The following is a 20,825-nucleotide window of genomic DNA, read 5'->3' on the forward strand; positions in this document are numbered from 1 at the left end:
ACGATCGTTTGGCACGATGTGCGGATGGGTGGCAACTCCGGTACCGGCACCGTGACCGGGCGGTTCGAGACGCGGGAAGACGAGCTCGCGGCCCGGCTGCGGCTCGCCGTCGGGCGGCTGAACCGCCGGATCCGGATCGACGACAGCGAGTCGCTGCCGCCCCTGCAACTGTCCACCCTGGTCACGGTGGAGCAGCTGGGGCCGCTGCGGCTCTCCGAGCTGGCCCACCGCGAGGGTGTCACGGCACCGACCATGTCCCGGGTGCTCTCCGCACTGGACGAGGCCGGGTTGGTGCAGCGGGCGCCGGACCCGGGGGACGCGCGCGGCGTCCTGATCACCGTCTCGGACGCCGGGCGGCGGCGGCTGCGCGAGGTCCGCAGCCACCGCACCGCGCTGATCGCGCGCAGGCTGGACCGCCTCGACGGCGCCCAGCGCGACGCCCTGGAGGCGGCCCTGCCTGCACTCGAGGCGCTGCTCATCCCCGACGAGGACTGAGGCGTGCCGCCGGAGGCCGTGGCCGCGCTGCGGACGCTGGATCCGGCGGACCCGGACGACTCCGACCTGGAGCCGCTGGCCCGGATCGTCGGCGACGCGCGGGTGGTCTGCCTGGGCGAGGGCGCGCACCTGGCGCACGAGTTCCTGCTGGCCCGCGACCGGATGACCCGGTTCCTGGTGCAGCGGCTCGGGTTCGGCGCGCTCGTGCTGGAGTCCGGCTACGCCGAGGGCCTCACGCTGGACCGGTGGGTCGCCGGCGGCCCGGGCGATCTCACCGAGCTCGGCGTGCACGCGGTGGGCCACGGGCTCGGCGACAACGAGCCCACCCGCACCCAGCTGGCGTGGCTGCGCGGGCGATCCGGGGTGCGGGTGGCAGGCATGGACCTGCCCGGCTCCGGCACCGATCCCGGCCCGGCCGTCCGGGAGTGCCTGGACCGGGCACCACCGCAGCCCGGGGACGGCGAGCTGCGCGCGCTGGCCACGCTCGGTGACCGGGAGCCGACGTGCCCGCGGTCGCGGGCGCTGCGCCGGTTCCGGGCGCTCGTGCCCGCCGAGCGGGACCGGCTGGTCGCCGGGATCCGGGCGCTGCCCGTCCGCGCCGCGGGGGACCCGGTCGCGCTGCGGTGCGCCCGCGGGGCCGGGCTGGTGATCGACTGGCTGACCGGGGGGCCGGTGATCGCCCCGGGCTCCAACCCGCGTGACGAGCTGATGGCCGACACCGTGCTCGGCCTGCTCGACGAGCTGGGCCCGCAGGCCCGCGTCGTCGTGGCCGCGCACGACGGGCACGTGCAGCGCCTGCCGGTGTTCGGCGCGCCGTCGCTCGGGACGCTGCTGGCGCCGCGACTCGGCGGCGACCTCGTGGTCGTCGGGACGACGTTCGCCGGCGGCCAGGTGATCGAGCTGCGCGGCGACCCGGACGAGCAGCTCGTCCCGCAGGACGCGGTCGTGGTGCCCGCCCCGCGGGCCGCACCCGGATCCCTGGACCACGTGCTGGACGGGTTCGGCCCGCTGCACCTCACCGACCTGCGGCGGCTGCCGCCGGGCACGACGGACGGGGCGACGACCAAGGCGTTCCAGCACCTGACCGTGCCCACCGAGGCCGCCGCGTTCGACGCGGTGCTGCATGTCCGCACGGTCTCGCCCGAGCCCGGCGCGGCCGACCGGCTGCGCGCCGAGGTGGCCCACAGCCGGCCGTGAGCCCTACCCGGTGCCCCGGCCCGTGACCCGGGCGTGGGTCAGGCCGGTTCGCCGTCCACGGTGACCGAGACCCCGGAGCCGTCGTCGCGCTCGCCGTCGGTGACCGAGAGCAGCCCGGCGATCCGGGCCGACTCGGGCAGCGGGTCCGGGTAGTGCCAGAACGCGTCGGCGACCCGGGTGCCGCCGGGCAGGTCCGCGTGCTCGTAGACCGCCTCGCCCTTGTACGGGCACCGGGTCCGGGTGTCGCTGGGGGACAGGTTCACCGTGACGTCGGTGCGGGGCAGGTACCAGCGGTTCTTCAGCCCGGTCTCGGACAGCACCCGCGGCTCGCGGGATTCGGCCAGCACGGTCGTCGCGCCGTCCGCGGCGGTGTGGGTGATCATGACGTGCCGGTGCGTGGGCCGGACGTCGACCCGGGTGAAGGGGTCGGTGAGGTGCGCGAACACCTGCTCGTCCTCGTCGTACCAGGCGTCGGCGGCATTCCAGTAGAGCGCGGCGAGCCCGCGCAGCCAGCCCGCCGCGGGGACCGGCTCGGGGTAGCTCCAGACGGCGTTCTCGCCGCTCCGGCCCTCGGCCTGCAGCGACCGGTAGCGCGCGTCGCCCTTGAACGGGCAGTGCGTGGTGTGCTCGCTGTCGACCAGCAGCGAGGTGTCGATGTCCTCCTCGGGAGCGTAGAGCACCGGGAGCAGGTTCGACTCGTGCACCAGCTGCCCGCGCCGGGTGTCGAGCACGGTCCGCCCGGCGAACTCGGCCCGCACCCGTCGCGGGAAGGGATGCATCAGCAGCTTGTGCGGCGGCCCGTCGATCGCGTAGTTGACGGTCGACGGCGCGTACGACGAGAGCGGTCCGTCGGTACGGGTCAGTCCCATGGTGGTGTCCCTTCCGGGCCGGACTCGTGCGGCCCTGGTCCGGTCTCCACCGAACCAGAACCCGGCGGGTCCGGCCCGGTGCGGGTCAGACCGCCAGCTCGACGTCGTAGTCACGGACCCAGCTGTTCAGGTCGATGATCCGCTCCAGCTCCATCCGAGCACCCATCTGGTTCTCCGTGCCCGACGGGGCCTCCAGCCGCCGGCGCACCGCCTCCCGGTCCACCAGCGGCGCGACCGGGGCGTCGTCGCCGTCGGCGAGGATCGCGGCGACCCGGTCGCGCAGCGACGCCGCGTAGCTCTCGTCCTGGGTGGACGGGTACGGGCTCTTCACCCGCTGCACCACCGAGTCGGGCAGCAGGTCCTTGGTCGCGTGCCGCAGCAGCGACTTCTCCCGGCCGTCGAAGTTCTTCTGCGCCCACGGCGTGCCGAACACGTACTCGACGAGCCGGTGGTCGCAGAACGGCACCCGCACCTCGAGCCCGACGGCCATGCTCATCCGGTCCTTGCGGTCCAGCAGCACCGGCAGCCACCTGGTCAGGTAGAGGTAGCAGATCTCGCGCATCCGGCGCTCGTGCGGATCGTCGGCCGCGGGGCCGGTGAGCTCCGGGACCTCGGCCAGCGCGGCTCGGTACTGGTCCTCGACGTAACCGGGCACGTCCAGCTTGCTCCACAGCGACCGGTCGAACGGGCCGGGATCGCGGTGGTCGTGGTTCATCATCCGCCCGGCCAGCCACGGGAAGGTGTCCGCGGCGACGGTGTCGGCGTCGTGGAAGTCGCGGTACCCGCCGAACACCTCGTCGGCCGACTCCCCGGACAGTGCCACCGTCGACTCCCGCCGCACGGCCTGGAACAGCAGGTACAACGACGTGTCCATGTCGCCGATGCCTGCCGGCAGGTCGCGGGCGTGCAGGGCCGCCGCGCGCACCGCCGGGTCCATCATGTCCTCGGTCCGCAGGACGATGTCGCGGTGGTGGGTGCCGACGTACTCGGCCACCTCGTGCACGTACGGCGTGTCCGGGGTGCCGCGGGCGTCGTCGGCGGTGAAGTTCTCGGCGTAGCCGGCGAAGTCGACCGCGAACGACCGCACGGTTCCGGTCACGTGCTTCGCGGCCAGTGCGGTGAGCGCGGAGGAGTCCAGCCCGCCGGAGAGCAGCGTGCACAGCGGGACGTCGGCGATCAGCTGGCGCTGCACGGTGTCGGTGAGCAGCTCGCGGACGTGCCCGACGGTGGTGTCGACGTCGTCGGAGTGCCCGGTGTCGGTCAGCTGCCAGTAGCGCTCCTCGCGGTGGCCGTCCCGGCCGATCCGCACCACGCAGCCCGGCGGGACCTCGCGCATCCCGCGGAACACCGCGTTGGCCGGGTCGGCGACGAAGGCCAGCGCCCGGCGCAACCCCTCGGCGTCGACGGTCCGGTCGGCCTCCGGATTGGCCAGGATCGCCTTGGGCTCGGAGCCGAACAGCACGCCGTGCGGGGTGGGGTAGTAGTAGAGCGGCTTGATCCCGAGCCGGTCCCGGACCAGCACGAGCTCGTGGGCGGCGTCGTCCCACAGCGCGTAGGCGAACATGCCGTTCAGGCGGCGGGCCACGTCACGCGGGTCCTTCCGGCCCCACTCGCGGTGCGCGCGCAGGACCACCTCGGTGTCGCTGGAGGTGCGGAACCGGTGCCCGGCGGCCGCGAGCTCCTCCCGGAGCTCGCGGAAGTTGTACGTCTCACCCGAATACACCATCCGCAACGGCGGGGCACCGTCGTCGTCGAGGGACATCGGCTGCCGCCCGCCCTCGATGTCGATCACCGCGAGCCGCCGGTGGCAGAGGGCCGCCGGGCCCTGCGCCCAGACGCCCTGCTGGTCGGGGCCCCGGCAGGCCATCGTGTCGTTCATCGTGGCCAGGGTCCGGACGTGCTCGTCGGCCCCCAGGTCGTGCCGGTAGTCGATCCAGCCGCAGATGCCGCACACGGGGGCATCGCCTCCTCGTCGTCGATGAAGATCGTGTTACCGGATTGCACTCCGGAATGTTGCAGCATGCAACCGTTAGCACTGCGAAACATGACAGGAGGTCCGATTCGACCGGCCGACGACGGGGTGACCTCGACCACCGCCGCCGCCGGACCGGAGGGCGCCGGTCAGGCCGGGCCGGGCTCGGCCTGCTGCTCGAGCACCGCGTACGCGCGTCGCATGACGTCGAGCTGGGCCGGGTTGTAGAGCTCCCGCAACGCGGTGCCGATCGTCTCCGCGACGAAGCGCTCACCGCGCGGCGCGTCGGTGTGCGGGTCGGTCAGGCCCGGGTGCGACTCGAGCAGCGCCCGGATGTAGGGCCCCATGCGTGCGGCGAGGTCCTCGCGGGTCCGCTCGTCGGCGTCGGCGGGCAGCGCGTCGAACTCGCCGGCGGCCGGGTCGGGTGGCAGGTTCCGCAGCATGTTCGCGTAGTCCTGCAGCCGCTGCGGCCCGAGCACCCGGCTCATGACGACGATCAGCGAGCGGTCGGCCTCGGACAGCTCCGCGTCGACCGTGGCCGGGGCGAAATCGGCCGGGAGGTCGGTCGGCAGGGTCTGCTGCAGGATCTGGCCGAGCTCGACCCGGGCCCGCTGGAGGCGCTCGATGGTGCCGGCCAGTTCGGCGTCGAGGGTGCGCAGGGCCTCCTCCGGGTGATCGTCGTCGTCGCCCATGGCGGCGATCTGGGACAGCGAGAAGCCGAGGTCGGTCAGCCGGGTGATCCGCAGCAGCCGGACGAGGTGGCTGACGCCGTACTGCTTGTAGCCGTTGGCGCGCCGCTCGGGCTCGGGGAGGAGGCCGACCTCGTGGTAGTGCCGCACCGCCCGCAGGCTGGTGCCGGCCAGTTCGGCGATCTCGCGGGTACTCCAGGCCACGACCGTCCCTCTCCTCGACTGCGCGCCGGACCGGAGTCTGCCGTAGCCGCCCGGCGCAGCGTCGTGCGGACGTGATCCGGATCGCTCGGCGACCCCGGATGAGCGCCACTCGGGTGGCCTCGGTCACAGCGGGGTTGAGTGTGCCGCTGCGGCACGGCTTCTCCTTGCGTCAGACGCCCACACGACCCCGGAGGACGGAATGACCGTGACGGACCAGAACCAGCACCGGCGCCACCACGACCGGGCCGGGCACGACGAGGAGACCCCGCCCGGGCCCCTGCCGACCACCGACCCGAAACCGAGCGTGCTCGACCAGATGGGCGGGCCGGCCGGGTTCGTGTACTCGACCGTCCCGGTCGTCGTGTTCGTGGCGGCTCACGCGTTCCTCTCGCTCGCCATGACGATCGGGGTCTCGATCGCCGTCGCGCTGGCGCTGACCGGGTTCCGGCTGCTGCGCGGGGAGCGCTTCTCCTCGGCGATCGGCGGGCTGCTCGGCATCGCGGTCGCCGCGGGCATCGTCGCCTGGACCGGCTCGGCGAAGGACTTCTTCCTGATCGGGATCTGGGCGGCGCTGGCCGGGTTCGTCGTCACCTTCGGTTCGGTGCTGGTCCGCCGGCCGCTGAGCGGGCTGGCGTGGAACCTGGTGCACGGCGGCACGCACGACTGGCGGGCGGACAAGGCGGTGCTGCGCGCACACGACATCGCCACGCTCGCCGCGGCGCTCGTGTTCGGGGCCCGGTTCGTGGTCAAGGAGTGGCTCTACCTGGTCGACTCCACCGGCTGGCTGGCGTTCGCCAAGATCGCCATGGGGACGCCGCTGACGGTACTGGCCGCACTGGTCGTCGTCTGGGCCTTCCGGCGGAGCACCAAGCGGCTCGTCCCGCAGGCCTGACCGGTAGACCTGTCCCGTGCTGATCGACGAGAGCGACGGGCGGACCGTTCCCCGGTTCGCCGCGGTCCCGGTGACGATCGTCGCCGGGACCGTCGCATGCGTGCACCTCCTGCTGGCAGCGGTGCCGCGGCGCTGGTTCGACGAGGACCTGATGCTGGCCATCGGCCGGCACCACCTGGACTGGGGCGCGGTGGACCAGCCGCCGGGGACGCCGCTGCTGGCCCTGCTCGCCGACACGATCGCGCCGGGTTCGCAGGTCGTGCTGGCCGTGCCGGCGGTCCTGGCGAGCGCCGGTGCGGTCGTGCTGGCCGCGCTGATGGCCCGCGAGATCGGCGGGGACCCCCGCGCCCAGACGCTGGCCGCGCTCGGGCAGGGCACCTGCGTGGCCGCCGCGCAGTTCGGGCACTGGCTGACCCCGTACTCGCTGGAACCCGCGCTGTGGTCGGTGATCTTCTGGCTGCTGCTGCGCCGGCTCCGGATCCCCGACGACCGGCTGCTGCTCGTGCTCGGGGTGGTCGTCGGCGTCACCGCACAGGTCCGGTTCCAGGTGCTGGCACTGGCGCTCGTGCTCGTCGCCGCGGTCGCGCTGGTGGGGCCGCGCGGGCTGCTGCGCAGGCCGGCCCTCTGGGCCGGGGCGGTCGTCGCCCTGCTGATCGCCGCGCCGACCCTGGTGTGGCAGGCCGCGCACGGCTGGCCCCAGCTCGCGATGGCAGGCGTGGTGTCGGCCGAGAACGGGCTGATCTACGGCGGCCCGGTGCTCGTCGCGCTGCACGGGCTGGCCGTCACCGGGCCGGTGACGCTCGGCCTGACCGGCTACGGGCTGGTCGCGCTCTGCCGCGCCCCGCGCTGGCGTTCCCACCGCTTCCTCGCCGTGACGTTCGCGGTACTGGCGGTGGCCGTGCTGGTCAGCTCCGGCCGGCACTACTACCTGACGCCGCTCTACGGCGTCGGTGTCGCGATCGGCGCGGTGGCGCTTCAGCACCGCCGCGAGGCCGGCCGGGCCCGGGCCGCGTGGCCGGTCGTCGCGCTCGGTACGGCACTGGCCCTGGCCGGTCTGGGATCGTCGGTCGTGCTGGCGTCACCGGCGTTCGGCGACGCCCTGGCCACCGAGACCGCCCGTGCCTACCGCGAGCTGCCGCCCGGGGACCGCGACCGCACCGCCCTCGGCGCGAACCCGTACGTCTACGCGACCTACCTCGACGCCGCCGACCCGGAACTGGGGTTGCCTGCCGCGGCCGGCACGAACCGGGCCTACGGCTGGTTCGCGCCGCCGCCGGAGCACCAGGACCGCATGCTGCTCGTCGGCGATCCCGGCCGGCTGCGCCCGTGGTTCACCGGGATCCGGCCGGTGACCACGGTCGCGGCGGGCACACCGCTGGGCACCTACGGGGGCCTGGTCCCCGAGTCGACGACGATCTGGCTACTCACCGGGCGGAAAGCGCCGTGGACGGAGATCCGGACGGCGCTGCGCGATCTCCCGGTCACGACGGCGGCTCGCTGAGCCACCTTGCGGATCGAAACGTTGCACTTCACAACGCATGTACCATCGAAACATGGCAGAACGTCCGATTAGCCCGATTGACGACGAGGCGACCTCGGCCACCACCGGCGGTGTCGCGACGGCCCCGCGAGTGGCCGGCCCCACCGACCCGGCCGAGGCGTCGCTGCACTCGCTGGAGAAGCAGATCACCCTGCTCGTGCGGCGCACGATGGAGTCGGTGTGGGCCAACGGCTACGGCCCCAGCGACGCCGTGGACCGCTACACCTACCCGGTCCTGATGCTGCTCGACGACGAGGGCGCGCTCTCGCTGACGGCGCTGACCGGCAAGCTGGGCGTCAGCAAGCCGACCGCGAGCCGGCAGGTGTCGCGGCTGTCCCGGGCGGGCCTGGTGGAGGTGTCCCCGCACGCCGCCGACCCGCGGTCGGTCAGCGTCGAGCTGACCCCGGCCGGGGCGGTCGCTCGCGAGCAGGTCCGGGTCGCCCGGCTGGCCCCGCTGCGCGACGTGATCGCGCACTGGTCGGAGACCGACCGGGAGGCGCTGGCCGGGTTGCTGGACCGGTTCAACACCGACCTGGACGTGTTCCTGCGCTGACCGGCCCCGTCGCCGGGCACTCCCGGACGGAGCCGCCCGGGCCGAGACCGGTGGCACGGACCGTCACCGGGCTGATGCCATAGTGGGCGGGGCCGCCCGTGCCGGGCGGCCGGCGTTGACGGTCCGGTGGGGGGAGGTGCGGGCGTGGACGCGCTGGTCGCTCTCGTCGCGGGGCTCCTGGCCGGGATCCGCGGCCTCGGGATCCCGGACGTCTGCCCCGGCGACTGGGCCTGGTCGGTCACCGGCCTCGGCGTGCTCGCCGGGCTGCTACCGACCGCCGGCGCGCTGGCGGTCGCGGTGCTGCGCCGCCGGATCGGGTCCGGCTCGTCGTCGGGCTACGGCGCCGCGGAGTCGGTGCTGATCGGGGGCCTCGGCGTGCTGTGCGCCGGGCTGCTGCCGCTGGCGGTGTTCGTCGGTGCGGGCGGCACGTTCGCCGCCGCGACCGCCGGCGACACCGTCCCAGGGCTCAGCGCCGCGCAGGGCGACTCGATCCGGGTCACGACCTGCTCGGCCGTCGGTACCCAGAGCAGCTACCTGGGCCGCGGGAGCGTCGCCGGGTCGATCGGCGGCGACGTCGTCACCTCGGTCACCGCGGTGCTGCTGCTCGGGATCGTCCCGTTGCTGGCCGTCGCCCTGGTGGCGGTGCAGGCCCGCACGGCGCTGCGCCGCGGGCCGCGCTGGCCCGCCAAGTTCTTCTGGCTCCCGCTGTTCGCGCTGATCGTGCTGACCGCCGCGGTGCCGGCCGGCACCGCCGAGCACCTCTGGGTGGGCATCCTCGGCGCGGGCCTGGCCGGGGTGATCCTGGTGCCGATGGTGCCGCCGCCGTCGCGGGCCCGGATCGAGGAGATCCGCGCCGGCCGGCAGGCATCGCGGGCCGCCGCGCCGTCCCGCGGGACCCCGGCCGGGACCGGGTCGTCGCGTGCCGGGCGCGGGACCGGCCACGGGGTGGCGGCGGGCGGCGCCACCGCCACCCCGAGCGTCGCCGACCGGCTCTCCCGGCGGTTCGCCGCGCGCGAGCCGGAGGCCCCGGTGGACCTGACCCGGCGCGACGCCGACCCGGCCCGCTCCGCGGCGGCTGCGCCGTACGCGTCGTTCGGGGCGCTACCGCCGGCCGGCGCCGGGCGCGCCCCCTCCGGCTACCAGGGCCCACCGTCCGGACACCGCGCCGGCCCGCCAGGGGCCCCGCCCGGTGCGCCCCCGGGTGCGTTCGGCCGCCCGGTCGGACGCCCACCGACCGGGCCCGCCGCGCATCCGGCAGCGGGCCCGCTGCACCCGGGCCCGCCCTCGGCCGGGACCCCCGGACCGCCGCGCCGTCCCACCGCCGTCGCGGTGCCCGGGCCGCCCGCCGGACGCGGGCCGCGGTTCCGGCTGCTGCGCCGGCTCGGCGCCGGCGGGTTCGGCGGCGTCTGGCTGGCCCACGACGCGAAGCTCGGGCATACCGTCGCGGTGAAGTCGGCGCACGCCGCCGACGCGGAGACCGAGGAGCGGATCCGCCGCGAGGCGGCCGCGCTCGGCTCGATCCGCCATCCCTGCTGCGTGCAGGTCTACGACCTGCTGCACGCCTCGGCCGACCCCGGCCTGCAGGGGATGGACGGCCTGGTGATCGTCATGCAGTACGTCGACGGGATGTCGCTGGGCCAGCTCGTCGGCGAGCGCGGCACGGTGGACGACATCTCCGCGGCCCGGATCTGGACCGGGATCGCCGGGGCCCTGGACACCGCGCACCGGACCGGCGTGCTGCACCGCGACATCAAGCCCGGCAACATCGTCGTCGACCCGCAGGGGCACCCGCACCTGATCGACTTCGGGATCGCCCGCAAGCAGGGCGACTCCACCCTGACCCAGACGGGGTACGTGCTCGGGACCCCCGACTACCTGGCCCCGGAGTCGGCGGCGGGCAAGCCGGCCTCGCCGTCGTCGGATGCGTGGCAGCTGGCCGCGGCGGTGTCGTTCGCGCTGAGCGGGCACCCGCCCCGCGGGGAGTCCGCGGACGCCGTAGCAGGGCTGCGGGCCGCCGCGTCCGGGGCGAAGCTGACCCACCTGCCGTCCCGGACCGCGCACCTGTCGCTGCTCAAGCAGGCCCTGCGCACCGACCCCGCCCGGCGCTCCGACCTGCCCGCGATCCAGTCCAAGCTGGACGGCTGGCTGCAGCGGCACGGCTACCGCACCGACGGCCCCGTGACCGCGATGTTCGACCGGCAGTGACCCGCGCGGTCCACTAGGCCCCGCCGCCGATGCCGAGGCGGCCGGTGCCGGGGCGGCCGCGAGGGGCACCTTCGGGGCACGGGCAGAGACGAGGGTGCCCCTCGGGACAACCCGGATCGGGACATGCCGGGGCGCCTCGCCGACCGGGCTCAGGACGACGGGCCGGTGTCCCGGGTGTGCAGGGCGAACCACAGCTCGGCACGGACGCCGGGGGAGTCCAGGTCGCGGTCCAGCAGGGCCGCGGCCTTGGCGATCCGGGATCGCAGGGTGTGCCGGTGCACGCCGAGCCGGGTGGCGGCCGGGTCCCACTGCCCGTGCCGGGCCAACCACTCGCGCAGCGAGTTCACCAGGTCCCCGTGCCGCTCGGCGTCGTGCCGGAGCAGCGGGCCGAGCACGGACCCGGCGAACGCGGCGGCGTCGTCGGGTGCGACCAGCGCGGCGAGCCCACCGCCCGCCAGGTCGGCGAACCGGACGACCGGGCGGTCCCGGCGGTCCGCGGCGTCGAGGGCCCGGTCCGCCTCGCGCCGTGCCCGGGCCAGCTCGGCCATCGGTGCCGGGTCGGACACCCCGGCGCGGACGTCGTGGTGCCGGGCCGCCGGCGCCAGCACGGCGTCCACGCCGTCCGCGGCCACGACCGCGAGCACCTGCTGCTCGAGCTCGGCGTGGAAGCCGGGCGCGCCGCGGCCCAGCGTCTCCAGCAGCGCCGCGCAGCGGGGTCCGGACCCCCGTCCGCCGAACGCGACCACCACCACCGGGCCGTCCGGCGGCGGGCCCCAGGTGTCGGCGACGACCTGCTCGGCCCCGCGGCCGGGCACGGTGAGCAGGGTACGCAGCAGCGCGGCGCGCAGCCGTCGCTCGGCCGATCCGACGGCGGCCGAGCGGGCGTGCGAGAGGCTCAGGACCGACACCGCGAAGCCGATCAGCTGGCGGTCCACCGGGCTGAACGGCGCGTCCCGCCCGACCACCAGCACCGCGGGTCCCAGAAGCCGCACCGGCTGCAGCACCACCTGGCCGCCCCCGTCGGACACGCTGACGCTGGACCGGCCGGGATGGTCGCGGACCGTGCCGATCTCCCGGGCCAGCCCGGCCGCGCGTCGGGCCGCCGAGCGCGGCGCGGCGTAGGGAACCCGGTCGTCGCCGTCCGAGATCAGCACCCAGGCGTCCAGCCTCTCGGCCAGTGCGGCCAGCACCTTGCCGGTGCCGCCGGTGCCGCGCCGGGTCGTCCCGGCCGGGCCCGCGGCCGAGATCCCGCCCGCCAGCGCGGCCGCGGTGAGCGCGCGGCGGGCCTCGTCGGTACGCACGACCTCGGCGTAGCGGTCCGCGGCCCTCGCCGCGGCGACCACCTTGGTCAGCGCCAGGAACGGGGTCCGCTCCGGCACCTCGAGCAGCGGCAGGCCGGCCCGGCCGCAGGCCGCGACGACGGCGTCCGGGATCTCGTCATAGCCCAGCCCGGTGCCGAACCCGAGCCCGGCCAGCCCGTGCCGGGCGAGCCGGCCGACGTAGCCCTCCGGGCCGGCACCGGCGTGCGGGCCGATCCCCGTGGTGAGCAGCAGCTCGCCGCCGTCGAGATACGGCGTCGGATCGTCGAGCTCGCTGGAGTGCACCCAGTCGAGCGGCCGTTCCAGATCTGCGGAGGACGACACGATCCGGAGCCCGAGAGTGCGGTCCGCGCAGAGTTCTCGCAGCGTGAGCGGCACGGGCATCCCTCCGCGGAATCGACAGTCCGGCGTGTTCCGGTCCACGAACCTGCCAGATGGGACACTACCGCAGTGAAGTGGTCCCGATCACGCTGTGCGGCACGCATGTGGTCGGTCGAGGGGAGAAGGCGTGAGCGTCACCGAGGGGAGCGCGAGCCCGGGCACGCGCACCGCGCCGAGGTACGTCGGAACGAGCCTGCCGCGCAAGGAGGACCCGGCGCTGCTGACCGGACGCGGGAGCTGGACCGGGGACATCACACCCGCCGGCACGCTGCACCTGGCGATGGTCCGCAGCCCGCACCCGCACGCCCGGATCACCGGGATCGACACCGCCGCGGCACGCGCGCACCCGGGGGTCACCGCGGTCCTCACCGGGGCCGACGTCGACGGCGAGTTCCTGGCGGGCATCCCGTGCGGCTGGCCGGTCACCGAGGACATCAAGGTCCCCGACCACCGCCCGCTGGCGACGATCGAGGTCAACCACGTCGGGGACGGCGTCGCGGTGGTGCTCGCCGACAGCGCCGCGGCCGCGCGGGACGCCGCCGACCTGGTCGAGGTCGACTACGAGACGCTGCCCGCGGTCGTCGACGTCGCGGACGCGCTGGTCGAGGGCGCCCCGCTGGTGCACGACGAGCTGGGCACCAACCACTGCTACACCTGGCCGCTGGCCACCGGCGACGTGGACGCCGCGTTCGCCGAGGCCGACGTCGTCGTGTCCGGGCAGTACCTGCAGCAGCGACTGATCCCCTCGCCGATGGAGCCGCGCGCGGTGGTCTGCGTGCCGGACCCGGTCGGCGGCGGGTTCACGATGTACACCGCCACCCAGGTGCCGCACTTCGTCCGGGACCTGCTGGCGGCGGTCACCGGGATCGCCGACACGAAGATCCGGGTGATCGCCCCGGACGTCGGCGGCGGCTTCGGCGCCAAGCTCAACGTCTACGCCGAGGAGTACCTCGCGCTGGTCCTGGCCCGGCGGCTGAACCGGCCGATCAAGTGGACCGAGACCCGCTCGGAGCACCACCAGGCCACCACGCACGGCCGCGGCCAGGTCCAGGACGTCTCGGTGGCGGCCACCAGGGACGGCCGGATCCTCGGGATGAAGGTCGAGCTGCTCGCCGACATGGGCGCCTACCTGCAGCTGCTCACCCCGGGCATCGCGGTGTTCGGTGCCTTCACCTTCTGCGGGCTCTACGACTTCGGCAGCTACTCGTTCACCTGCCGGGGCGCCTTCACCAACCTCACCCCGACCGACGCCTACCGCGGCGCCGGCCGCTCCGAGGCGGCCTACGGCCACGAACGGATCATGGACGACCTGGCCCGCGCGCTGGGCATGGACGCCGCCGAGGTACGGCTGCGCAACCTGCACCCGAAGTTCCTCGAACCGCGCACCGTGCCCTCCGGCGTCCAGTACGACTCCGGTGACTACGAGGCGTGCATGCGGGCGGCGATGGACCTGGTCGGCTATCCGGAGCTGCGCGCCGAGCAGCAGCGGCGCCGGGACGCACGGGACCCGGTCCAGATCGGGATCGGGATCGGCAACTTCACCGAGTCCGGCGGGCTGTCGCCGTCGAAGGTCGCGGCCGGGGTCCGGCTGCAGTCCGGCGGCTGGGAGCAGGCATCCGTCCGGATGACCACCTCCGGCAAGGTCGAGGTCGTCACCGGGACCTCCCCGCACGGCCAGGGGCACGAGACCGCCTGGTCGCAGATCGTCGCGGACCGGCTCGGCGTGCACCCCGACGACGTCGAGGTGCTGCACGGCGACACCCTGATCGCCCCGTTCGGCCGGGACACCTACGGCTCGCGCAGCCTCGCCGTCGGCGGCACCGCGGTGCACCTGGCCGCCGGGAAGGTGCTGGACAAGGCGATGCTGATCGCCGCGCACCTGCTCGAAGCCGACGAGAAGGACCTGGAGTTCGAGGGCGGGAGGTTCCGGGTCGCCGGTACCGCCGGGCCGTCGGTGACCATCCAGGAGGTGGCCGGGGCGGCGTCGCTGGCGGCGAACCTGCCGGACGGCATGGAGCCGAACCTGACCGCCGACTCGGCGTTCGACCCGCCGAACTTCACCTGGCCGTTCGGGACGCACATCTGCGTCACCGAGGTCGACGTCGAGACCGGGCACACCCGGATCCGCCGCTACGTCGCCGTGGACGACTGCGGGCTGGTGGTGAACCCGACGATCGTCGAGGGCCAGCTGCACGGCGGGATCGCCCAGGGCATCGGGCAGGCGCTCTACGAGCACGCCACCTTCGACGCCGAGGGCCAGCCCACCGCGGCGAACCTCGCCACCTACACCGTGCCGTCGGCGACCGACCTGCCGAGCTTCGAGCTGGAGCAGCGGGTCACGCCGTCGCCGACCAACCCGATGGGGGTCAAGGGGATCGGCGAGTCCGGCGCGATCGGCTCGTCGCCGGCGGTGGTGAACGCGGTGATCGACGCCGTCAGCCACCTCGGTGTGAGCCATGTGGACATGCCCGCGACCCCGCAGGCCGTGTGGCGGGCGATCACGGCGGCCTCGCGGCAGACTGCCTGAGTTCACCGAGAGGAGGCCGACATGGTGGCCATCAACTGTGACATGGGCGAGTCGTTCTCGATCTACCACTGCGGGGACGACGAGGGGCTGATGCCGTTCGTGACCGTCGCCAACGTGGCGTGCGGGTTCCACGCGTCGGACCCGCGGGTGATGACGAGGACCGTCCGGCTCGCGAAGCGGCACGGGGTGCGGGTCGGAGCGCACCCGTCGCTGCCCGACCGGGAGGGTTTCGGCCGGCGCGAGATGAAGATGGACCGCGAGGAGCTGACCGCGGCCGTCGTCTACCAGATCGGAGCGCTGTCCGGGTTCCTGCGGGCCGAGGGCATGGAGCTGCACCACGTCAAGGCGCACGGCTCGCTCTACGGCATGGCCTCGCGCGACGAGGAGGTCGCCGCCGCCATCGCCGACGCCGCCGACGTGTTCGGCGCGCCGCTGATGGGGTTGTCCGGCACCGTGCACGAGGAGGTCTGGGGCGACCGGCCGGCGGGCTTCATCGCGGAGTACTACGCCGACCTGGACTACCGCGACGACGGCTCGCTGATCATCACCCGGGAGCACCACGCCTTCGACCCGGTGACCTCCGCGGCCGGCGCGCTGCGCGCGGTCACCGAGGGCACGGCGACCTCGGAGAACGGCAGGGAGATCCCGGTGCGCGCGGACGCGGTCTGCGTGCACTCCGACACCCCGAACGCCGTGGACCTGGCTCGCGCGGTCCACGACATCCTCAAGCCCCATCTCGACTGAGACAGGAGTTCCGGTGACCCGACACGAGGTCGTCTCCCCGATCCCGGGTGTGTTCTACCGACGTCCCGACCCCGACAGCCCGCCGTTCACCGAGGACGGCGCGGCCGTCACCGACGACCAGGCGGTGGGCCTGGTCGAGGTCATGAAGTCGTTCCACCAGATCCCGGCCGGTGCCGCCGGCACGCTCGTCGAGTTCCTCGTCGCCGACGAGGACGAGGTGGACGCGGGCCAGCCGGTGGCGGTGGTGGAGACCCCGTGAAGGCGGCACGGTGAGACGGCTGCTCGTCGCCAACCGCGGGGAGATCGCGGTCCGGATCATCCGGGCCGCCCGGGACCTGGGGATCTCGACGGTCGCCGTGCACTCGAAGGCCGACGGCGCGGCCCTGCACACCCGGCTCGCGGACGAGTCCGTCGAGATCGGACCGTCGCCGGCGTCGAAGTCGTACCTGGTCACCGACGCGATCCTGGCCGCGGCGAAGGACACCGGCGCCGACGCGGTGCACCCCGGCTACGGGTTCCTGTCCGAGCGGGCCGGGTTCGCGGCCGCGGTCGCCGCCGCGGGGCTGGCCTTCGTCGGCCCGACCGCGTCGATGATCGAGCGGATGGGCGACAAGGTCGCCGCCCGCGAGATCGCCCGCGCGGCCGGGGTCCCGACCGTCCCCGGCACCCCGGGCGGGGTGTCCGGGGTGGACGAGGCGGTGTCGGCGGCGTCCGGGATCGGTTACCCGGTGATGCTCAAGGCCGCGGCCGGCGGCGGCGGGCGCGGGATCCGGGTCGTGCACGACGAGGACGGGCTGCGCACCGCGTTCGGGCAGGCCTCGACCGAGGCCCAGAAGGCGTTCGGTGACGGGACGATGTACCTGGAGCGTTACGTCGAACGCGCCCGGCACGTCGAGGTCCAGGTCCTCGGCGACGGCGCCGACGCCGTCCACCTGTTCGAGCGGGAGTGCTCGCTGCAGCGGCGCCGGCAGAAGGTCGTCGAGGAGGCGGTCTCGCCGGGGATCCCGGAGCAGGTCCGCGCGGCGATGACGACGGCCGCGGTGAACCTGTGCCGGGAGGTCGGCTACACCTCGGCCGGCACCGTCGAGTTCCTGGTGGACGACGATGCCGTCGGGGGGGACTCGGGGGGCGGAGCCCCCCGAGGGTTCTTCTTCATCGAGATGAACACCCGCATCCAGGTCGAGCACCCGACGACCGAGCTGGTCACCGGCATCGACCTGGTCGCCGAGCAGCTCCGGATCGCGGGCGGTGAGCCGCTGCGGTACGCCCAGACCGACATCGAGCGGCGCGGGCACGCCATCGAGTACCGGGTCTGCGCCGAGGACCCGGCCAAGGACTTCCTGCCCCAGCCCGGGAACGTCGGCCGGGTGACACTGCCGTCCGGCCCGTGGGTGCGCTGCGACACCTGGCTGGAACCGGACGGCACGGTGCCGCCGTACTACGACTCGCTGCTGGCCAAGGTCGTCGTCTGGGGTGCCGACCGGACCGAGGCGCTGGCGCGCTCGCGGCGCGCGCTGGACGAGTTCACCGTCTCCGGCATCCCGACCACCGCCGGGCTGCTGCGCGAGCTGGTCGACGAGGACTGGGTGGCGGCGGCGGACTTCCACACCGCAACGTTGGAGCACTGGTTGAGCACGCGAGGGGAGACCGGATGAGCGCCCGCTACAGCTGGGGCGGCGACGAGTTCGTGTTCGTCGAGCTGGCCGAGGAGATGAGCCTGCAGGCCAACTTCAAGGCCGTCGCGATCACCAACCTGCTGCGCGACGAGCGACCGGACGGGATCTTCGAGATCTGCCCGGCGAACGCGTCCTACCAGATCCGTTACGACCCCGACGTGCTCGAACCGCACGCCCTGCTCGCCCATCTCAAGGAGCTGGAGGGACGGGTCGGCGACGCGCTCGGTGTCACACTGCCGTGCCGGGTGATCGAGATCCCGGTGCTCTACCAGGACCCGTGGACCACCGAGACCCTGATGCGGTTCCGGGACCGGCACCAGGACCCGGAGGCCACCGACATCGAGTACGCGGCCCGGATCAACGGGTTCGGCTCGGTCGACGAGTTCATCACCGCGCACTCCGGCTCGCCGTGGTTCACCTCGATGGTCGGGTTCGTCGCCGGGCTGCCGTTCAAGTACCAGATGGTGCCCCGGGAGCGGCAGATCGTGGTGCCGAAGTACCTGCGCCCGCGCACCGACACCCCGAAACAGACCGTCGGTTACGGCGGCTGCTTCTCCTGCATCTACTCGGTCCGCGGCGCCGGCGGCTACCAGATGTTCGGCATCACCCCGGCCCCGATCTACGACCCGCGGCAGACCAAGCCGGACTTCGCCGACCACAAGGTCTTCATGCGGCCCGGCGACATGATCAAGTTCCGGCGGATCGACCGCGACGAGTACGACGAGTCGCAGTCGAAGGCCGAGGCGGGCGAGTACCGGATCACCGCCCGGGACGTGTCGTTCGACCTGCAGCCGTTCCTGGACGACCCGGACGGCTACAACAAGCGCCTGCTGGGGGAGTTGGCATGACGGCACCGGCGACAACCATCGAGGTCCGCAAGCCGGGCCTGTCCACCACGATCCAGGACGGCGGGCGCTCCGGGTACTACCACCTGGGCATCCCGCCCTCGGGCGCGCTGGACCAGTACTCGCTGGCCGCGGCGAACGCGCTCGTCGGCAACGGCCCGGACGCCGCGGCGCTGGAGATCGTCTACATGGGGCCGGAGCTGCGGTTTACCGGCCCGGCCGTGGTCGCCGTGACCGGTGCCGAGATCGCGCCGCGGGTGAACGGCGAGGCCCGGCCGCAGTGGGAGTCGTTCCACGTCGCCGAGGGCGACGTGCTCGACTTCGACTACCTCAAGGCCGGTTCGCGGGCCTACCTGGCCGTGTCCGGCGGGCTCGACACCCGGATCGACCTGGGCAGCCGCTCCACCTATGTGATCGGCTCGCTGGGCGGGGTGGACGGGCGACCGATCGCCGAGGGCGACGTGCTGCCGGTCGGCTCCGGTACGGCGGGACGCGCCGGGCTGGCGGTGCCGTCCGACCTGCGCCCGACCCTGTCGAAGGACGTCGAGGTACGGGTCGTGATGGGGCTCTACGACCACAGACTGACCGACGTCGGCCGCGCCACGTTCCTGGACACGACGTGGACGCTCACCCCGGTCGCGGACCGGATGGGCTTCCGTTACGCCGGCGGTGAGCTGGAGACCGTCGACCGGGAGCCGCCGTTCGGGGCCGGGCAGGACCCGTCGAACATCGTCGACTCGCCGTACCCGATCGGGTCGATCCAGGTGCCCGGCAGCGTCGAGCCGATCGTGCTGCACCGCGACGCGGTGTCCGGCGGCGGCTACATGATGGTCGCGACCGTGCTGTCCGGAGACCTCGACATCGTCGCCCAGTCGGCTCCGCGCACGAGGACGAGGTTCGTCGAGGTGGATCTGGAGACGGCGTTGCAGATCCGGGCCGAGCGGAAGGACCGGATCGCCCGGTTGCACGCCGCGCTCACCTGATCCGGGCCCGATCACCTGTCCGGGGTGGCCAGGAGCGCTCAGATCGTCCACACTCGACGCTCGGTGACCGGACGGACACGATACGGGGGAGGCGTTCGGCGATGGCGGGACGACACCGGGCAGGCTCGGGACGGCGTGGCCGTTTCCTGCGGCAGGCGGTGGCGGTCGCGGTGCCGTCGCTCGGGGTGGTCGCGCTCGCGGCCGCCGTCGCGGTGGTGGGCAGCATGACCACCACCCGGCCCTCCGGACGGTCCGGCCCCGCGCGCCGGAGCGGCCCGACCGGGCGTGCCACGGGGGACCGCGCGACGGGGACACGGCTCCGGGCGTCCGCCCCGGCCGGTGCCGCGCCGGCACAGCATGCCGGGCGGCCCGGCCCGAACACCCCCGCGGCGCCGGACACGTCCGGGGACTCCGGGGGCTCTGGGGACTCCGGGGACTCGCTGCTGCTGCTGCGGCGGCGGCTGGAGCAGGACCCGGTCCCGGCGATGGGCGTCCGAGCGGCCGGGCCCGCGTTGTCGCTGCTCGGCCGCTGACCTCTGCCTGACGACGGCGCGTCCCGGGCCGATCCGTGCCCGGGAGCAGGTGGTCCCGAGCGCCATGATCGCCGTCCTGGGAGCGCTGCGCACACGTGGAGGCACCAGCGCTCCCAGGACGGCGATCATGAACCGCCTGAGCCCGCGACTCACCCATTCAGCGCCTGCCCAGGGCGTCGATCGGACCTGCATGATCGGGATCATGACTGCGCCGATCGGCCCAACGGTCCGAGTCTGATGTTGGCCCGGCACCGTCCGCAGGAGCGGCCGGGAACCACCCGGCTCCGGGCAGCGCTGATCGGTGGGGTGCCGGCGTTGCTGGCGTTGTCGCTGGTCGCGGCCGTGCTGGCGAGTACCGGGGTGCTCGGCGGGTCGTTCGCCGGGATGGCCCCGGCCGATCGCCGGACGGCGGAGCGGGCGGTCCCGGTTCCGACCTTCGAGGATGGGCCCGCCGCTCCGGCGCCGAGCACGGTTCCGACCAGGACACCGGCCCGTGTCCCGGCCGGGGGGTCGAGCACGTCCCCGGCCCCGCCATACCCGGGGGCGCGGGCCGGATCCGGGCCGCAGCACGACGCCGCGGGCGCCGCGTGGGAGGCCGCCCGGGCGGCGGGCGCGGTCGTCGGCCAGCGACGGATCGTGACGCGGCAGCGGGCCGAGCAGGCCGCCCGGGAGCGGGCCGAGGACACCGCCGCCCGGCAGCGGGCTGGGGCCCGGCGGGCCGCGCACCGGTCCGCCGAGCGCGCGCAGCGGGCGGAACGACCCCGACAGACCGCCCCGGCCCCTGGACCACGCGCTTCGGCACCACCGGCCCTTCCGCCGACCCCGATCGACCCCTCCTCACCGGCCGGCCCATCCTCACCGGCCGGCCCATCCTCACCGGCCGGCCCATCCTCACCGGCCGGCCCATCCTCACCGGCCGGCCCATCCTCACCGGCCGGCCCATCCTCACCGACGGCCCCCTCCGCACCGACCGGCCCGTCGGCCCCTGCCGGCCCGTCGACCCCGACCGGTCCGCCGGCCCCCACCGATCCGCCGCCGCACACCGCCCCCTCGCCGACGACGGGCGCACAGCCTCCGGCACAGTCCGAACCGTCCGGGCGGTGAGTCACGCCGGCGGCGCGCAGCCGTCCGCGCCGGATCGAACGGTGGCGCACCTCCCACCTCGCGCTGTGCTCCGTGCTGCCGGTGGCCCTGCCAGTGG

17 protein-coding genes are annotated in these 20,825 nt (G+C 74.5%); 13 read left to right on the top strand and 4 right to left on the bottom strand.

The window, feature by feature from the left end; all coding sequences use genetic code 11:
* Positions 1-24: 24 nt before the first annotated feature.
* Positions 25-495, top strand: a complete 471-nt coding sequence (locus ACLFMI_RS09585) for a MarR family winged helix-turn-helix transcriptional regulator (protein WP_410947407.1) — start codon at positions 25-27, stop codon at positions 493-495.
* 3 nt (positions 496-498) lie between these two features.
* Positions 499-1,692 carry an erythromycin esterase family protein gene (locus ACLFMI_RS09590; protein ID WP_410947408.1) on the top strand — a complete coding sequence of 398 codons (1,194 nt, stop codon included), beginning with the start codon at positions 499-501 and terminating at the stop codon, positions 1,690-1,692.
* A 38-nt stretch (positions 1,693-1,730) separates the two neighbouring features.
* On the opposite strand, the gene ACLFMI_RS09595 is transcribed toward ACLFMI_RS09590, so the two are convergent.
* The 3 genes from ACLFMI_RS09595 to ACLFMI_RS09605 form a co-directional block, all read right to left on the bottom strand.
* On the bottom strand, positions 1,731-2,561 hold the full coding sequence (locus ACLFMI_RS09595; RefSeq protein ID WP_410947409.1) for a DUF427 domain-containing protein: 831 nt from the start codon (positions 2,559-2,561) through the stop codon (positions 1,731-1,733).
* 85 nt (positions 2,562-2,646) lie between these two features.
* Positions 2,647-4,515, bottom strand: a complete 1,869-nt coding sequence (gene asnB / locus ACLFMI_RS09600; protein WP_410947410.1) for an asparagine synthase (glutamine-hydrolyzing) — start codon at positions 4,513-4,515, stop codon at positions 2,647-2,649.
* A gap of 167 nt (positions 4,516-4,682) precedes the next feature.
* On the bottom strand, positions 4,683-5,426 hold the full coding sequence (locus ACLFMI_RS09605; protein ID WP_410947411.1) for a helix-turn-helix domain-containing protein: 744 nt from the start codon (positions 5,424-5,426) through the stop codon (positions 4,683-4,685).
* A gap of 199 nt (positions 5,427-5,625) precedes the next feature.
* Between ACLFMI_RS09605 and ACLFMI_RS09610 the strand changes: the two genes are divergently transcribed.
* From ACLFMI_RS09610 to ACLFMI_RS09625, 4 genes are all read left to right on the top strand, one after another.
* Positions 5,626-6,318 carry a DUF3159 domain-containing protein gene (locus tag ACLFMI_RS09610; protein ID WP_410947412.1) on the top strand — a complete coding sequence of 231 codons (693 nt, stop codon included), beginning with the start codon at positions 5,626-5,628 and terminating at the stop codon, positions 6,316-6,318.
* A 16-nt stretch (positions 6,319-6,334) separates the two neighbouring features.
* The gene (locus ACLFMI_RS09615) at positions 6,335-7,819 is read left to right on the top strand and encodes a glycosyltransferase family 39 protein (RefSeq protein ID WP_410947413.1); all 1,485 of its coding nucleotides are present in this window, start codon (positions 6,335-6,337) and stop codon (positions 7,817-7,819) included.
* 52 nt (positions 7,820-7,871) lie between these two features.
* On the top strand, positions 7,872-8,411 hold the full coding sequence (locus ACLFMI_RS09620) for a MarR family winged helix-turn-helix transcriptional regulator (protein WP_410947414.1): 540 nt from the start codon (positions 7,872-7,874) through the stop codon (positions 8,409-8,411).
* A 144-nt stretch (positions 8,412-8,555) separates the two neighbouring features.
* Positions 8,556-10,616: a serine/threonine-protein kinase gene (locus ACLFMI_RS09625; protein ID WP_410947415.1), complete on the top strand. Its 2,061-nt coding sequence runs from the start codon at positions 8,556-8,558 to the stop codon at positions 10,614-10,616.
* 149 nt (positions 10,617-10,765) lie between these two features.
* Here ACLFMI_RS09625 and ACLFMI_RS09630 read toward each other — a convergent pair whose 3' ends face one another.
* Complete coding sequence (locus tag ACLFMI_RS09630; RefSeq protein ID WP_410947416.1) at positions 10,766-12,319, bottom strand: PucR family transcriptional regulator; 1,554 nt, start codon at positions 12,317-12,319, stop codon at positions 10,766-10,768.
* Between the two features lie 124 nt (positions 12,320-12,443).
* On the opposite strand from ACLFMI_RS09630, the gene ACLFMI_RS09635 reads away from it, so the two are divergent.
* From ACLFMI_RS09635 to ACLFMI_RS09665, 7 genes are all read left to right on the top strand, one after another.
* Positions 12,444-14,843 carry a xanthine dehydrogenase family protein molybdopterin-binding subunit gene (locus tag ACLFMI_RS09635; protein ID WP_410947417.1) on the top strand — a complete coding sequence of 800 codons (2,400 nt, stop codon included), beginning with the start codon at positions 12,444-12,446 and terminating at the stop codon, positions 14,841-14,843.
* Between the two features lie 21 nt (positions 14,844-14,864).
* Complete coding sequence (gene pxpA, locus ACLFMI_RS09640; protein WP_410947418.1) at positions 14,865-15,587, top strand: 5-oxoprolinase subunit PxpA; 723 nt, start codon at positions 14,865-14,867, stop codon at positions 15,585-15,587.
* Between the two features lie 13 nt (positions 15,588-15,600).
* Positions 15,601-15,846 (top strand): acetyl-CoA carboxylase, encoded by a 246-nt coding sequence (locus ACLFMI_RS09645; RefSeq protein WP_410947419.1) that lies wholly within the window; start codon positions 15,601-15,603, stop codon positions 15,844-15,846.
* 10 nt (positions 15,847-15,856) lie between these two features.
* Positions 15,857-17,242 (top strand): acetyl-CoA carboxylase biotin carboxylase subunit, encoded by a 1,386-nt coding sequence (locus ACLFMI_RS09650; protein ID WP_410947420.1) that lies wholly within the window; start codon positions 15,857-15,859, stop codon positions 17,240-17,242.
* Positions 17,239-18,111 carry a 5-oxoprolinase subunit B family protein gene (locus tag ACLFMI_RS09655; protein ID WP_410947421.1) on the top strand — a complete coding sequence of 291 codons (873 nt, stop codon included), beginning with the start codon at positions 17,239-17,241 and terminating at the stop codon, positions 18,109-18,111. Before ACLFMI_RS09650 ends, ACLFMI_RS09655 begins: the two co-directional genes overlap by 4 nt.
* Positions 18,108-19,091 carry a 5-oxoprolinase subunit C family protein gene (locus tag ACLFMI_RS09660; protein WP_410947422.1) on the top strand — a complete coding sequence of 328 codons (984 nt, stop codon included), beginning with the start codon at positions 18,108-18,110 and terminating at the stop codon, positions 19,089-19,091. Before ACLFMI_RS09655 ends, ACLFMI_RS09660 begins: the two co-directional genes overlap by 4 nt.
* Before the next feature lie 101 nt (positions 19,092-19,192).
* Entirely contained in the window at positions 19,193-19,624 is a 432-nt protein-coding gene (locus tag ACLFMI_RS09665; protein ID WP_410947423.1) for a hypothetical protein, read from the top strand.
* The last annotated feature ends 1,201 nt before the right edge of the window (positions 19,625-20,825 follow it).

This window comes from Pseudonocardia nantongensis (assembly GCF_046546495.1).
GTDB lineage: Bacteria > Actinomycetota > Actinomycetes > Mycobacteriales > Pseudonocardiaceae > Pseudonocardia > Pseudonocardia nantongensis.